A 14,571-nucleotide genomic window follows, 5' to 3' on the forward strand; every position below is an offset into this window, starting at 1 on the left:
CTAAAGGAAGGATGGACTATCGAATATTATTTACAGATTGCACTTACCGCTTCATTAGTCTGATATCATGTTTCCTCATTTTACCTCACAGGGTATAGTTCCGCCTTATTTTGGCGCAACCCCAGTTGACTCAGCACAGATGTCGCCTTACCGAATATCCATGACTCAATTCGTGGCTTGGTTCGGCTATACCCCAGCTCGTTTAAGCATTATTAACGGCTTATTAGATTATAGAGCACAGCTACTAGGATTAGGCATAACTGGCTTTCAATGGCTCAGTGGCAGCTTTGTCGAAAAGATAGAAGATACACAGCGAAGGGATCCCGTTGATGTAGATGTAGTCACCATCTTCACCAGACCTGTTGGGATAGATGATGCAGGGTGGCAGACCTTTCTTGATGGCCCAAATGGATATTTAATCAATGACTCTCAGGCTGTTAAAGCTAGATTTCGTTGTGATGCCTATTCCATAAATTTGAACGAGGAGCCTATAGATGTTGTTGATCAAACGAGATACTGGTTCGGACTTTTCTCTCACCAACGGTTTACCTCCTTTTGGAAAGGAATGCTAGCTGTAGAACTTGATGCACAACAAGACGCTGCTGCTAGAGGTATGATAAGCACTACTCATCCCTGATTATGTTCCGAAAAACAGATATCCCGCTCCTTAGGGCTGAGCTTGTTGAGCTAGATAGAATGATTGCTCAACTTAGCCCTCGTTCTATTACAGCCCGTTCTAATCTTCAGAATAGACGACGGATTGTTGAATCTACTATAAGCCAATCTAGCGAAGAGCTTGATACGTCTGCGGTAGTTGAATTGCTTTTTGAGGGTGGTCCAGTAATAGACACACGTGCGATTGATGCTGCTTTTGCTGCTGAAGCAATACAAACTTATCAAGACATCATCACAAAGGCGACCGCAGTAAAGCGCGGCAGCTTAGGAAGGAGAGGTGTGATTCAAGGTGAAACGATGAACCAATCTCGCTTCTTCTTAACCGGTATAGCTCGTGGTTCATTCGGCTTTGTTTTAGAAGAAAATCCAGAATCATCATCTAATCTTTTTGACACTTCTTTGAAGAATATTGTCAAAGAAGTAACACGGACAATACATAATTTTTGTACACTTACCGACGAAGCGTATGGCGATTTTATTCAAGAATTAGACAAACGTCTTTTTTCTTCTTTCAAGAGTTTTTTTAAATTAATGCATGAATCGGATGCTCAAATTAAAATCGTAGAATCCGGTGAGCGATACAACTTTAACAGCTCGAATTTAGAAAACGCTTTTAGAAGAGTGGAAGCCACCCAAGTTGAAGAAGAAGAAAAAACTATTACAGGTAAGCTTTTTGGAATAACACCTTTAGGTGGAGCATTTGAATTTCTCACTTTTAATCAAATAGCCTATTCCGGTAAAATATCTCCAGCTTTCATGTCAGATTATAAAAATCAAATTGATCAGGGTGAATTTCTAAAATTAGGCAATAATTATAGAGCCAATATACTCAAACGCACTACTTCAAGAGGAACTAACACACCTCATGTAGCTTATTTCTTAATCAATCTTACTCCTCTAGATGCTGATGATACAAATCCAGACTCTGGAGATGGAAATGACGAACCAGATTTTGACTCAATGAGAGATTTTCATCTAGGCAGATAAAAAAAGCCTTCCTATGTAGGAAGGCTTTTTAGTTACTATTATTTTCCCATTACGGCAAAGATGCCGGTCTTATTGACACTTTCAAGATTGTCAGCAAGCGGCGTTATACGCTTAGGTCTACCTGGCCTCCTTTTGGGCTCCTCTACCCCATTGTCGGCAAGGAACTCTGCCAGGGCCCTTCCTAGCTCAGGTAAGTACTGCTGCTGTTTCGGGCTGAAGGTTGACAGGCGGCAACTATTCAGCGCGTAGGCTAATACGGCTACTTGCGGGCGAGTGAGTTTCAGATTAGGCATAAGTGCTGTTAGTTTAGGTGAAACCACATAGCGCGTCCAAATTGGCTACAGATTGGATTGCGACACACCACTATCAGCCTCCGATACTCTACAATCTCGTCGTAGCAGTTGCGACCGATGTCGAAGACTTCTATATCTTCAGTCTCAGCAAATCCAGGATCAGGGCGTTCGTTTAGCATGGCTAATTGGGGTGAAGTTGACAATGGAAACCCTTGCATAGCCCGCCGACAAATAGAAAGCCCATGATCTCACAGTGCAGGCCGCTATAGGTGTAGCCGTGAACCTTAGCTGAGGTGGGCTCTATGTGAGAGCAGACAACTGTATAACCTCGGATGATGTACTGCATCGTTGCTAGACTTCATACTCGTAGTTAGCCTTCCTAGCGGTTTTATGCACCAAGCTGAGTTCGCTCTCCACTACTTCAGCCGGTACATTTTTGAATTTGCCTGAAGCCTGAATTTCAGCAGCAATTGCCTTCACTTGTTCAAAGGGTATATGCTTGCTCCCGATGAATTGCCCAAGCCGTTGCAGACTGAATTGAGCGGCTTTATCAGCTCTGCCAGCGTAATGCACTATGTGAAACGGGAGCATACTGTAGAGAGAGTTTGCAGATTCTACGTAGGCAGTAGGTCGTGCTGTGGAGGTGGCGGTTTGCGTTTTCATGGTTGAAGGGTTAAAAGTGAAAAGTGTTTATATGAGGAATTAGCCGCCGTTTGACCAGGCATCTAGTGCGGGTAGCTCTGGGAGTTCCGTATAGGGAGCGAACGGGGGCAACTGTGTCTCTGTAGTAGCGGGCAACTGCCCTTGTGCTAGCTGAAAGGCTGTAGGTAAGCCCATGCTTAGCAATGTCTGCTGAAGACGAGCCGGGGTAAAGTGTCCCGTTTCTATTTCTTCCAGGTCAAGAGGTAGGCCCTGTTTGAAGTTGATACTCTCCAGCAGACTTGTAATAGCTCCCGGCTTCAGCCACTCCCCTATGCTCTTTGTGTAGTAGTTGACTTGTGCTTGCCACGCTTGTATCTGTTTCAAATCAGCTTCAGTGAGATAAGAGAAGCCCCCTACGCTGGCAATTTTAGACTGAATAAGGTGCGAGTAATACTCTATCATTACAGATGCGGTACGAACTGCTTTTTGGCCGGTAGTGAGGAGCACAAAGGCCACATCTTTGATTTGCCGGGCCAACTGTGAGCTAGGTATCTCCTGACGAATTGGAGCCGCAGAATCTAGTACCCGCTCTAATTCCTCCTGCTGCTTCTGTGTTATTGCTATGGCTTCAAGTTGCTGTTTGAATTTATGCCTCTGAGCTGTTTGGTATATATTCTTTTCGCTTGTCTTAAAATGTATTGCCAGTGCTTTTACTCTTTCCACATAAGGCGTAGTAGCAGGAAAAGAAAGGAATGCTTCTTTAATTACTGATGGGCGTTGCAAACGCGGCACACTAGTTAGTTTAGCGGGCTTTTTTGTCTTCTTCTTTTGATTTTCCTGTTTCATGTCATGCGAGCATTTTAGAGAACAATTTCCTGATTATTCTACTCAGCCATATTAATTGAGAGGACACTTCTACTTTCTGCCTCTTTTCTAGTAGCTAGGATTCTGAGTACATACCTGCATCCATTAGTTACTTTAAAGAGTTTGAATAGATGATTTCGGAGAATTTAAAGAGAGGGTGTCGCGCTGGTAATGACATTTTGCTGACTACATACTCCGTGAACTAGACCTATTCTACCACTTGCTGAATAGCCTCCTGCACCTTCGTCAGTAGTTGGGATTTAATCCCTAGCAATGCTGCCTTTTGTCGCGCTTGCTCTGCCAACTTTCGGCGGCGTGAGCAACGGTCTTTGTTGGCACGGTTGGCTTTGTAAGCCGCAAACACTTCTGCATTGCTAACAAGAGCTACAGCTTCCATCTCGTCTGGTGAAAGTTGAGACCAATCCAACGGCTCACTGAAGCCACAAGCACTAATGGAGTTTACCAGTGAAGTGCCAGCAGCAGTCAAGAACTGAAGACTACATAAGTCGGAAACAGTGCAAGCTCCTAGTTGACGTGTGCGAGCTGGGCGGTTACTTGTCAACTCTACTCGCAGGGTGCTTGGAATATCAGCTAGCCGTTTCCGGACTAGTTCGTACCGTTTGTCGTAGAACTTGACGCTGAAGTGAGTTAGATCACGCCTAGCCGATGTAATAGCGTTGCCACGCTCCCATCTGGTGAAAGGCTTGCCTTTATAGTCGGTAACGGCCCGTAGCAAGCTCTGCACTTCTTTGGGTGTCGAGTACACTACATTAAGCCCAATGTCTACCCGCCGCAGTTCACAAGCAGATACATCGAATCCCAACGTGTCAGAAAGTAGATGAATTGCCGCCTCTATGTCTCGTCGGCCAAATAAGCCGCCGTTGTGACTGTGGTAGAACCGATGTAAGCTATTTTCAAAAATGACTTCACCTAACGCGTTGCGCCGGATATTGATATTTCCGACTGTTAGGGAAACTCGACGTTGGGCAACAGTTGCTCCAAGTAAATGAGAAGCTGACGTATCAAGTTGACTAGCAAACTCCGCCTGTAGCCATTGTGGCAACTGTGATTCAGCTCCGACGAATCGGATGCTATCGACCATGCTGTTGTGCGCTGCATGGTTATTAAGCTGTAGCCCGGTTGCCTTCGCGCACCCATGCCAGCAGTTCAGCGCGGTCAAAATAGAGTCGGCCACCCCGCTTTTTATGAGGTAATATTCTTTCCGATACGAGAGTGTAGATACGGGCTTTACTGAGGCGCGTAATCTCTTGGGCCAACTCAATACCTCCAATTTCGGGAGCTGTTGGCTGGGTGTTGTTGCCTTGTAGCAGCAACCGCTTCAGCAGTTCCTCTATGGTCTCTAGTCTGCCGTTAAGGTGTTCAAAAGGATTGTGCATGATTACTTCCGTTAGATGGTCATTACGGGAGCAATTTCTGCTGACTATAGCAGGGTTTATTGCCAACTTGGCAGGAGTGGCAAGCTTGGCAAAATCAATACTTATTTAGCTGTTACGCATTTAGCTTTCGCCTTCCTCAAAACGGACTCAAAAACAGTCTTAAATGCCGTATTTTTAACCATTTCTGATTGATTGCATTGTAAACTGTCGTGTATAGTTCTACGGCTTGGCATTTTACCCTGAAATCCAGATTCTATAAGCCATAACTCTATTTCCTGAGCATTGCCCACTAAGCAATCTGCAACGCTCAGTGCAACGGCTGCTGCTGACCATTCTCCTTGCTTTGATGCAGCCCCTAATCCAGCCTCACTGAATATTGTGCGCACTTCCATTATAGTTAGACACCTGAGTTTAGCAGGCTCTACGTTTTGCCTATTTGGCGCTGTTAACGATTGCTTTACCCTTGAAGATTCAGCAATCTTTAACACTTGCTTAGCATAGTTAAAGATGGGGAAAGCTATTAAATAATAATTTCGTTCGTCTTCTGGATAATTCGATAATTGAGCAATTTTTTTTGATGCAAAATTCTTCACAGCCTGTTTAGGATAGGGTGCTAGACCTTCCCAAAACTCGGAAGACTCAGCTACTTGCTGGCACAATTCAATTAGCTGATCCTCTGTCAAAATATCGCTATGGCTGAACATGACTAAAATGGTTGAGAGTGGACTAAAGCAGGGCGTCAAAAGCGTTATCCACCACTTCAGCGGCAAACGATTCTAGGTAGATTGCGGTAACAGCTTCGCTGCTGTGGCCCATTGCCTGACTGATTACTGCTGTACTAGCACCACTATTCTTTAAGACAGTTGCCATGCTGTGACGAGCTACGTAGGTCGTCAACGGCGTTGTAATGCCTACCTGCTCACCTAATGTTTTCAGGTCAGTGTTCACCTGTCCAAGCACTTTATGTAGCCGGTTTTTGATTTGGGCCGGGCTTACGTGCTTACTTTGGTCTAGTACCGGAAAAATATAACTGTCGGGCCCGGCATAGGTAAATGGCCGGTAGCTTTCCAGAATAGCTGTGGCCGGTATTAGGAGCTTCAGACTGAATTTGCCCCCGGTTTTTTGGCGCACATAATTGAGCCGTTGCGCATCCGCCGGGCCGCTTATGTTGCGCCAGCGGAGCTGCGCTAGGTCCACGAAATTGATGCCGCCACAGAAGAACGAGAACAAGAACACGTCCTTAGCCAGTTGGGCCCGGTCCGATGTGGTTTGTAGGGCTTCTAGCTTGCGTAGTTCTTCACGAGATACTGCCCGCTTTTGAGTACTGACATCAAACTTGCCGACACTGAACTTGTGCTTGTCGGCTGCGTTGCGGGCAAAGGGGTAATTATCGGGCTTGGCTAGCTCGTTCGCTATGGCTTTGTTAAGCACAGCCCGCAGGGTGCGGAAGCGTAGGGAAAGCGTTATTTCCTCCACACCGGTAGCACGTAACGTTGCTTCCCATTCGTTACAGAAAGCAACAGTAAGATGGGAAAAAGGAATATCGTATTGCTTTACCCATTCAGCTTTTTCGGCCTCTTGCCCCTTTCCTAGTGGCGGCTCAGGCACGTTAGATTCGGCTGCGATGAATTTTGCTAATTGGTTACCTAGATCGCGGTAAACAGTAGAGTTACCAATCTGGCCGGTCTTTACCATGCCAGCAGCAAGTTCTTCGATATACGCTAACAGCTTTACCCTTCTCCCCGCTTTGCGAGCTTCAGTAGCTTTCCGCACGATGGTTTCGGTATCGTGCTGTTCGTCGGCCTCGGCTAAATTTTCAGCCGCCTTCTCATAGGCAAGGGCCTTGTTCTCCAACTTGCGCCAAAGATCCTTTCCATCACCTGGATAGCTGCTGCGGATGCGGGCAGCGTCTGACTTAGCCTTATCATTCCAATACTTCGGCAGCAGGGAATAGCCTGTAGCAATGTACTTTCGGTTCCGGTTTTTTGTAACGCATAGCATGAACGGATGCGAACCATCTGCCAGCGTTTTGCTGGTATAGTACACAACTCGGACAGTAGCTCTCCCTTCTTTATACTCAGTTGTTTTACTCATTGGTGTAAACCGCTTTGGTTTACACAGCGGTTTACACAAATATGGTAAAAATTATTATAACACCAACAATCAATAACAAGCTAAATATCTGTTTTTAGGTACTTTAAAGCCATTTTGATTAAAGACAAGCTCTAACGATTACTAGGCAACCTTAGCTTCCCAAGCTGAGGGTCGCGAGTTCGAGCCTCGTTTCCCGCTCATTGCAAATCAGCACCCGGCTCCTGTGAGTCGGGGGCTGATTTCGTTTCGGGCTGGAATAAGCAGCCCGAATACCAACTTTACAGCGTCTTCGTGAACCCTACCTTGATTTTGAGCTGAAAGTCGCTGATGACTTTGAAGATTTCCTTGAGCGTGACCTGCTCTACCTGGGTGAGCACGCTGGGGTCGAGGTAGTTGGTGGGGGGCGGTGCGGTCGTCCATGAGCTGCTTGGCCTGCTTTTTCAGTCGCATGGCCATCAGGTAGTAGTAGGCCTGCAGCAGCTCCTGATATTCCTTTTCGCTGAACACGCCCTGCTGGCGCAGCAGGGTGAGCCGCTCTCCGGTGTTGGTGCCGGCCACCTGGTGGCGCAGAGCGTACACCCGCACCAGGTCCACTATGGGCGTCATCGTCTTCTTGAGGTCGAACACCTGCTGGGTGCCCTGGGCGAAGGTGCGGAAGTTGCGGAAGAAGGTGAGCGGGGGCTCGTACTGCAGGGCGTTTTTGGCCATGAAGTAGAAAAACCGGTCCTGGGGGCCGCGCAGCTCCTCGTGCAGAAAGGCCTGCAGCTCCTGCATGATGGCCTCCTCGCCGTAGAGGTAGCGGCAGTCGAAGAAGGTGGAGAACTGCATCACCGTTTCGGGGTTCGACTCGGTCATCCACTGCTGGTAGTTGCGCTTCCAGTGCGAGAGGGAGTGCGTCCACTTGGGATTTTTGGCCATGAAGCCGCCCGTGCAGAAGTGCAGCCCGATGTGGTTGAGCTGGTCGGAAACAGCCGTGGCGAAGCGCAGGAAGTAGGCGCGCACCAGCTCCCGCTGCTCGTTGGCCTTGTCTTCATAGATAATGGCGTTGTCTTGGTCCGTAAGCAGAGTTTGCTCCTTGCGACCTTCGCTGCCCAGCACCATAAACACGAACTTGGCCGGGGCGGGGCCGTGCTCGGCCAGCACCCCCTCAATCACCTTCACGGCGATGGTATCGGCCACGGTGGTAATCACCTGGTTCACGATTTCGGCCTTCACACCCCGGCTCAGCAGCTGGTTCACGATGTCGGGCACCATTTCCCAGCGGCGCTTCAGCTCCCGGTTGCTTTCGGCCAGCTTCACGGCCTGAATGAACATAAACGGCGACTGGGCCAGGTCGGAGAGCAGCTTGTTGCGGCTCAGGAACCCCAACACCTCCTCGCCCCGGGTCACGAGCAGGTAGCGGGTTTTGGTCTGAAACATCAGCAGGATGGCCTCATACACGTAGGCCTCGGCGCGGATGGATACCAACGGCGTGGCCATAATATCGGCTACGGGCTGACTGGCCGGCAGCTGGCGGGCCACCACCTGGTCGCGCAGGGTCATGTCGGTCACGTAGCCCTGCACGGTGCCGACTTCATCGGTCACGAACAGGCAGCTCACGCGGCCGGCCTTCATGCGCCGGGCGGCCTCGAAGATGGGCATATCGGCGGGGCAGGCTACAATGGCGCGGGTTTCCAGCGTTTCGATGCGGCGGGAAAACAGCTGGTCGGCGGCAATAAAGTTTTCTTCCGGCGCGGGCGCGGGCTTCACGAAGTGCGCGTACTCATCGTTGAGCATCCGCTCCCCGTAGCGCGCCGTGAAGAAGTGAAAGAACTCCTGGTAGGCCAGGCACAGCCCCCGGAAGTCGCGGCGGGGCAGGGCCAGCACCCGGGTGCCCTTGCGCGCCACCACCGTGCGGATGGAGCGTTTCTTATTGAGCAGGATGGACATGCCCCCGTAGCAGGTGCCCGCCCCATACTCTTCCGGCAGGCGGTGGTTTTGCTCACTGTCATAGAAAAACGTGTCGTAGGCGCCCTCCACGATGATGTCCAGTCCCCGCAGCTTCGACACATCCTGCTGGTAAATCAAGGCCTCTTTGGTATGCGTTACTTCCTGCAACAGGTCCACTACCCCGCTCAGCACGTCCTCGGGCAGCAAGCTAAATGGCGCCACAGTTTTCAGAAAGGCAAGGCGGTTTTCCATGGGACAATTGTCGGTTGATAGTTGTCGGTTGTCAGAGGATCTGGACAGCTAATACATAGGCCGTCATGCTGAGCGAAGTCGAAGCATCTCTACCGCAATGGTAATTACTAAAGCCAGCACAACGGAACGGCAGAGATGCTTCGACTTCGCTCAGCATGACAATACTCAAAAACACTACAAACCAGCCCCACCCCTACGCAAACCAAAACGCGGCTTGCTGCAGGAAGCGGCGCAGCCAGGGCATGGGCGTTTCGGGAATTTCCAGGCGGGGAGCCAGTGCCACCATGTCGTCGGTGAGTAGGCCGCGCTGGCGCAGGGCGAAAAAGCAGCGGGCCGTGGCATCGGCATCCACCCAGGCATCGTGGGCACTTTCCAGGGGCTCCCCGAACAGGCGCTGGTACAGGTCGCCGAGGCGGCGGTTGGCCAGCGCGGTAGCCTCTGGGTTGTCGTTGACGGCCAGCTGCATGGTGCAGAACGTGGGCAGCTCGCGCAGCGGGTTGGGCAGGCCCGCCCGGTGAAACTCAACGCCCAGCATATGAAAATCGAGCCGGATATAGTGGCCCACCACCAGCGGCTGGTAGGTGCGCAGGTCGCCCAGCAGCTCCTCCAGCACCGGGCGCGGCTCGTGCCCCTCGGCGGCCAGAAACGCCGGACTCAGCCCATGAATAGCCTCCGACGACGCCTGCATGCTGCCCACCGGAATCTGCAGGTAGTAATTAGCCGACTTCACCAGCTCCCCTCCCCGCGTGTACACCGCCCAGGCCACCTGGGCCACGTGCGGCCAGTTGCGCTGGGCCGCGTAAGGCCGCGTCCAGCGGCGCGGCAGCCCCGTGGTTTCGGTATCAACAAACAGGAGGTAGTCTCGCACGGCGCAGGCTCCGGAGTTGAATTACTTGGCGCCGTGCAACGACGATTCGCGCACGAATAGTTCGGGCTGCAGCACCACCTGCCGCTGGGTGTAGGCCCCGCCGGCCGAGTCAATCAACTCCAGAAACAGTCGCACGGTGGCCTGGCCCATTTCCTCGCAGCGCTGGTCTACGGAGGTAAGCATGGGCTCGGTGATGGACGTAAAGGCCTCGTTGCTGAAGCCGGCCAGGGCAATATCCTGGGGCACGCGCAGGCCCTGGCGCTTTACTTCCTGCAACGCCCCGAGCACCGAGGAGTCACCGGCCGAGAAGACGGCATCGGGCGGGTTGGGCAAGGCCAGCAGGCGGCGCATGGCCTCCGCGCCTTCCTCCATGGTCATATCCGAGTACACAATCAGTTCCTCATCCTGGGGCAGGCCGGCATCGTGCAGGGCATCGAGGTAGCCTTGCCGACGATTGCGGTAGATGTTGAGGTGCTGCAGACCGGCGAAGTGCGCAATGCGCCGGCAGCCCTGGTCGATGAGGTGCTTGGTGGATTGGTAGCCGCCTTTCCAGTCGTTGAGCACCACGGAGTTCACCGCGTCGCTGTCCATAGTCCGGTCGAAAAACACCAGCGGAATGCCCCGCTTGCGCACCTTCTCGAAGTGGCGGAAGTCGTTGGTAGTGCGGGCAACCGATACCAGAATGCCGGCTACCTGCGCGCTGAGCAGGGTTTCGATATTCTTCCGCTCATGGGCCGCGTCTTCGTTCGACTGGCAGATGATGACGCTGAAGCCGGCTTTGCTGGCCGCGCTTTCGATACCATGCACCACCGACGGGAAAAACCGCCCTTCGATGTAGGGCACTATCACGCCCAGCAGCTTGCTTTTGCCTTTGCGCAGGGCGGCGGCCAGGTGATTGGGCTGGTAGTTAAGCTTTTTGGCCAGCTTTTGCACCTTTTGTTTGGTGGCCGGCCCTATGCTGTGGTGGTCGGAAAGGGCGCGCGAAATCGTGGTCATGGACACGCCCAGCTCCCGGGCCAGGTCGGCCATGGAAACGGGGGTAGTCGGCAGTTGGGGTTGCTCCTGTTTAGCGCGTTGGGCCATAGAACAAGGGGTGCGGGCGGTAAGGCAGAAGTGAAAAGAACCCTCGGAGAGGGAACGTCAGAGCGGCCGATAATCGGCCGCCGGCAAGGTAAAGAAGCTATGCAGACACCAAAAGATACCCGGCAAAGATACATTTCCCGGCAACGTGTCCGCTGATAGATTCAACAAGGACATTCCAGAAAAAATCAGGGCTGCTTGTGCTTGGTGTGGTGAATTTAGGTAACTAGCAAGACTTACACAATCGTTTATGTAATTCCCGCACTTTTTCATGCAAAAACTCCTGTTTTCCCTCCTGCTGCTTTTGAGCAGCGCCGCCGCGTGGGCTCAGACGCCGCCTCGCATTCCGGCCCACGACCCGGTGATGATCCGGCAAGACAACCGCTACTACCTGTTCTGCACCGGCCGGGGCATTGCCGTGTGGTCGTCCAGTGACATGAAGGCCTGGCAGCCCGAGCCGGCGGTATTTGCTGAGGCGCCGGCCTGGGCCAAGGCAGCCGTGCCCGGCTTCCGCGGCAACCACATCTGGGCTCCCGATATTTCCTTCCACAACGGCCAGTACAGCCTGTTTTACTCGATTTCGGCCTTCGGGAAGAACACCTCCTGCATCGGGCTGGCTACCAATACCACCCTTAATCCCAAGGACCCCAAGTACAAGTGGGTGGACCACGGGCGCGTGCTGCAGTCGGTGCCGGGGCGGGATATGTGGAACGCCATCGACCCCAACCTGATCCGTGATGCGGCCGGTACGCCCTGGCTCACGTTTGGCTCGTTCTGGAACGGCATTAAGCTAGTAAAGCTGCGCCCCGACCTAACGGCCCCCGCCCAGCCCGAGCAGTGGCAGACGCTGGCCAGCCGCCCCCGCTCCGCCCAGCTGGCCGACTCCCTACCCGGCGACGGCGCCATCGAAGCCCCGTTCATCTTCCAGAAAAACGGCTTTTACTACCTGTTTAGCTCGTTCGACTATTGCTGCCGTGGCTTAGAGAGTACCTACAAAATCATGGTAGGCCGCTCCAAAACCCTGACCGGCCCCTACCTCGACCGCGCCAACGTGCCCCTCACCCAGGGCGGCGGCACCCTGGTGCTGGCCGGCGACCAGAACTGGTTTGGGCTGGGCCACAACGCCGTCGTGACCTTCGATAAGACCGATTACCTGGTGTTTCACGCCTATGATGCGGCTGACCAGGGCCACCCCAAGCTGCGCGTGGAAAAGCTGGGTTGGGATGCCGCCGGCTGGCCTGTGGTGAAACCCTAAACAGCATCTTTTGCGGATTTCTATACACAATCGATTGTGTATAGAAGTAAAATTCTTACTTTGCTGACCCGGGTGCCGCTCTCCCGCCATTCGGCTTCCTTCTGTATCTATCACCTTCTGATTTGCCTTATGGCCGCTCCCACTCTCTCGCTTGACGAGCTTAGCGTCACTACCCTGCGTTTGCTGTCCGTAGATGCCGTGCAGCAAGCCAACTCCGGCCACCCTGGCCTGCCGCTGGGCGCGGCGCCCATGGCCTACGTGCTGTTCTCGCGCTTTCTGCGCTTCAACCCCCAGGACCCGAAGTGGCCCAATCGGGACCGGTTCGTGCTGTCGGCGGGGCATGGCTCGGCTTTGCTCTACAGCCTGCTGCACTTGTATGGCTACGATCTGAGTTTGGACGACGTGAAGGCCTTCCGGCAACTGCACTCCCGCACGCCCGGCCACCCCGAGTCGAACATGACGCCCGGCGTGGAGGTAACCACCGGCCCGCTGGGGCAAGGATTTGGGAACGGTGTGGGCATGGCTATGGCCGAGGCGTTTCTGGGTGCTACCTACAATAAGCCGGGGCACGAAGTCGTGGACCATTACACCTACGCCATTGTAAGCGACGGGGACCTGATGGAGGGCATTGCGGCCGAGGCGGCTTCGCTGGCCGGTCACCTCAAGCTGGGCAAACTTATCTACCTCTACGACGACAACGACATCTGCCTCGACGGGCCCACCAACCTGTCCTACACCGAGGATGCCCTGGCCCGCTTCGAGGCCTACGGCTGGCACACCTCCCGCGTGGCCGACGGCAACGACCTCGACGCCATTGAGGCCGCCATCCGGGCCGCCCAGCAGGAAACCGCACGGCCTTCGCTGATTTCTATCAAAACCATCATCGGCTACGGCAGCCCCGGTGAGGGCACCAGCAAAGTACACGGCAGCCCCCTCGGAGCCGAAAACCTGCGCAAGGCCAAGGAGTTTTTCGGTTGGGACCCGGCGCAGTCGTTCGTGGTGCCGGAGGACGTGCGCCGGCACATGCTGGAACCCGGCCAGCGCGGCGCCGAGCTGCAGCAAGCCTGGAATGAGTCGTTCGCTAATTACCAGCAGGAATTTGCGGCTGAAGCGGCACAGTTCCAAACCTCATTTGCGGGTGAGCTGCCGGCGGGCTGGGACGCGGAGCTGCCGGTTTTCACGGCGGCCGATGGGGCGCTGGCTACGCGCCAGGCTTCGGGCAAGGCCCTGAACGCGCTGAAAAAGACCGTTCCCTACCTGTTTGGTGGCTCGGCTGACCTGGCCTCGTCCAACGAAATGCCGACCAGCAGTGACATCAGCTTCCAGCCCGGTCAGTACCACTATAACAACGTGTGGTTTGGGGTGCGCGAGCATGCCATGGGTGCGGCTCTGAACGGCATGTCGCACCACGGCGGGGTGCGCGTGTACGGCGGCACCTTCCTCACCTTCTCCGACTACATGCGCGGCGCCATTCGCCTCGCGGCCCTGGCCGAGTCGGCCGTGACGTTCGTGTTCACCCACGACAGCATCGGGCTGGGCGAGGACGGACCCACGCACCAGCCGGTAGAGCACGTGGCGGCCCTGCGCACCATTCCCAACCTCATTGTGCTTCGCCCCGGCGACGCCAACGAAACTGTGGAAGCCTGGCGCGTGGCCATGACCAAGCCCAAGTCGCCGGTGGTGCTGATTTTGTCGCGCCAGAAGCTGCCGGTACTCGACCAGAGTCATTTCGGCTCGGCCCGCGAAGGCGTGGCGAAGGGTGCTTACATTCTGAAGGACGCCAAATCGGGCCAGCCGGAGCTGATTCTGCTGGCTACCGGCTCGGAAGTATCGTTGGCCCTGGAAGCCCAGAAGGCCCTGGAAGCGGAAGGCCACGCCACCCGCGTGGTGAGCATGCCCAGCTGGGAGCTATTCGAGCAGCAGGACAAAGCCTACCAGCGCCAAGTGCTGCCGCCTACGGTGCGCAAGCGGGTTTCCATCGAAGCCGGCTCGCCCATGGGCTGGCACAAGTACGTCACCGACGAAGGCACCGTCATTGGCATCAACCGCTTCGGTGAGTCGGGGCCGGGCGAGGTGCTGATGGAGCTGTTTGGCTTTTCAGTGGAGAACGTGGTAGCCAAGGCAAAAGGCCTGCTGCATGATGAGCCCGCCGAAACGGAGCCTAAGGAAGTGCTTTCCTAAGCTGTAAGAACAGTGTCATGCTTCGACTTCGCTCAGCATGACACTACTAGTTGG

13 protein-coding genes and 1 pseudogene are annotated in these 14,571 nt (G+C 53.8%); 4 read left to right on the top strand and 10 right to left on the bottom strand.

All coding sequences use genetic code 11. The annotated features are described in order from the left end of the window. Positions 1–67: 67 nt before the first annotated feature. Both LRS06_RS07155 and LRS06_RS07160 read left to right on the top strand, forming a co-directional pair. Positions 68–637, top strand: a complete 570-nt coding sequence (locus LRS06_RS07155; protein WP_374679418.1) for a hypothetical protein — start codon at positions 68–70, stop codon at positions 635–637. 59 nt (positions 638–696) lie between these two features. Then, entirely contained in the window at positions 697–1,662 is a 966-nt protein-coding gene (locus tag LRS06_RS07160) for a hypothetical protein (RefSeq protein WP_257870853.1), read from the top strand. Between the two features lie 644 nt (positions 1,663–2,306). Here the strand turns inward: LRS06_RS07160 and LRS06_RS07165 are convergent. The 10 genes and pseudogenes from LRS06_RS07165 to LRS06_RS07210 form a co-directional block, all read right to left on the bottom strand. Continuing rightward, positions 2,307–2,618 (bottom strand): hypothetical protein, encoded by a 312-nt coding sequence (locus LRS06_RS07165; protein ID WP_257870854.1) that lies wholly within the window; start codon positions 2,616–2,618, stop codon positions 2,307–2,309. 39 nt (positions 2,619–2,657) lie between these two features. After that, on the bottom strand, positions 2,658–3,443 hold the full coding sequence (locus LRS06_RS07170; RefSeq protein WP_257870855.1) for a DUF5089 domain-containing protein: 786 nt from the start codon (positions 3,441–3,443) through the stop codon (positions 2,658–2,660). A 226-nt stretch (positions 3,444–3,669) separates the two neighbouring features. After that, entirely contained in the window at positions 3,670–4,656 is a 987-nt protein-coding gene (locus LRS06_RS07175) for a phage/plasmid replication protein (RefSeq protein WP_257870856.1), read from the bottom strand. Continuing rightward, positions 4,586–4,858, bottom strand: a complete 273-nt coding sequence (locus LRS06_RS07180) for a helix-turn-helix domain-containing protein (RefSeq protein ID WP_257870857.1) — start codon at positions 4,856–4,858, stop codon at positions 4,586–4,588. Before LRS06_RS07180 ends, LRS06_RS07175 begins: the two co-directional genes overlap by 71 nt. A 101-nt stretch (positions 4,859–4,959) precedes the next feature. Next, positions 4,960–5,562, bottom strand: a complete 603-nt coding sequence (locus tag LRS06_RS07185) for a hypothetical protein (RefSeq protein WP_257870858.1) — start codon at positions 5,560–5,562, stop codon at positions 4,960–4,962. Positions 5,563–5,584: 22 nt separating this feature from the next. Then, positions 5,585–6,904, bottom strand: coding sequence for a site-specific integrase (locus tag LRS06_RS07190; protein WP_257870859.1), 1,320 nt, complete (start codon positions 6,902–6,904; stop codon positions 5,585–5,587). A gap of 326 nt (positions 6,905–7,230) precedes the next feature. After that, positions 7,231–7,329, bottom strand: coding sequence for a hypothetical protein (locus LRS06_RS25515; RefSeq protein ID WP_257873391.1), 99 nt, complete (start codon positions 7,327–7,329; stop codon positions 7,231–7,233). A 52-nt stretch (positions 7,330–7,381) separates the two neighbouring features. After that, positions 7,382–9,133 (bottom strand): annotated as a pseudogene (locus tag LRS06_RS07200) (DUF294 nucleotidyltransferase-like domain-containing protein); the annotation flags it as partial. Positions 9,134–9,326: 193 nt separating this feature from the next. Further along, positions 9,327–10,001 carry a 3'-5' exonuclease gene (locus LRS06_RS07205; RefSeq protein ID WP_257870860.1) on the bottom strand — a complete coding sequence of 225 codons (675 nt, stop codon included), beginning with the start codon at positions 9,999–10,001 and terminating at the stop codon, positions 9,327–9,329. A 21-nt stretch (positions 10,002–10,022) separates the two neighbouring features. Continuing rightward, on the bottom strand, positions 10,023–11,084 hold the full coding sequence (locus tag LRS06_RS07210) for a LacI family DNA-binding transcriptional regulator (RefSeq protein WP_257870861.1): 1,062 nt from the start codon (positions 11,082–11,084) through the stop codon (positions 10,023–10,025). Between the two features lie 268 nt (positions 11,085–11,352). On the opposite strand from LRS06_RS07210, the gene LRS06_RS07215 reads away from it, so the two are divergent. Then, positions 11,353–12,336, top strand: coding sequence for an arabinan endo-1,5-alpha-L-arabinosidase (locus LRS06_RS07215; protein WP_257870862.1), 984 nt, complete (start codon positions 11,353–11,355; stop codon positions 12,334–12,336). Between the two features lie 129 nt (positions 12,337–12,465). Next, a complete protein-coding gene (gene tkt, locus LRS06_RS07220; RefSeq protein ID WP_257870863.1) occupies positions 12,466–14,517 on the top strand; it encodes a transketolase in 2,052 nt (683 codons plus the stop codon). Positions 14,518–14,571 lie beyond the last annotated feature (54 nt).

Source organism: Hymenobacter sp. J193 (assembly GCF_024700075.1).
Taxonomy (GTDB): domain Bacteria; phylum Bacteroidota; class Bacteroidia; order Cytophagales; family Hymenobacteraceae; genus Hymenobacter.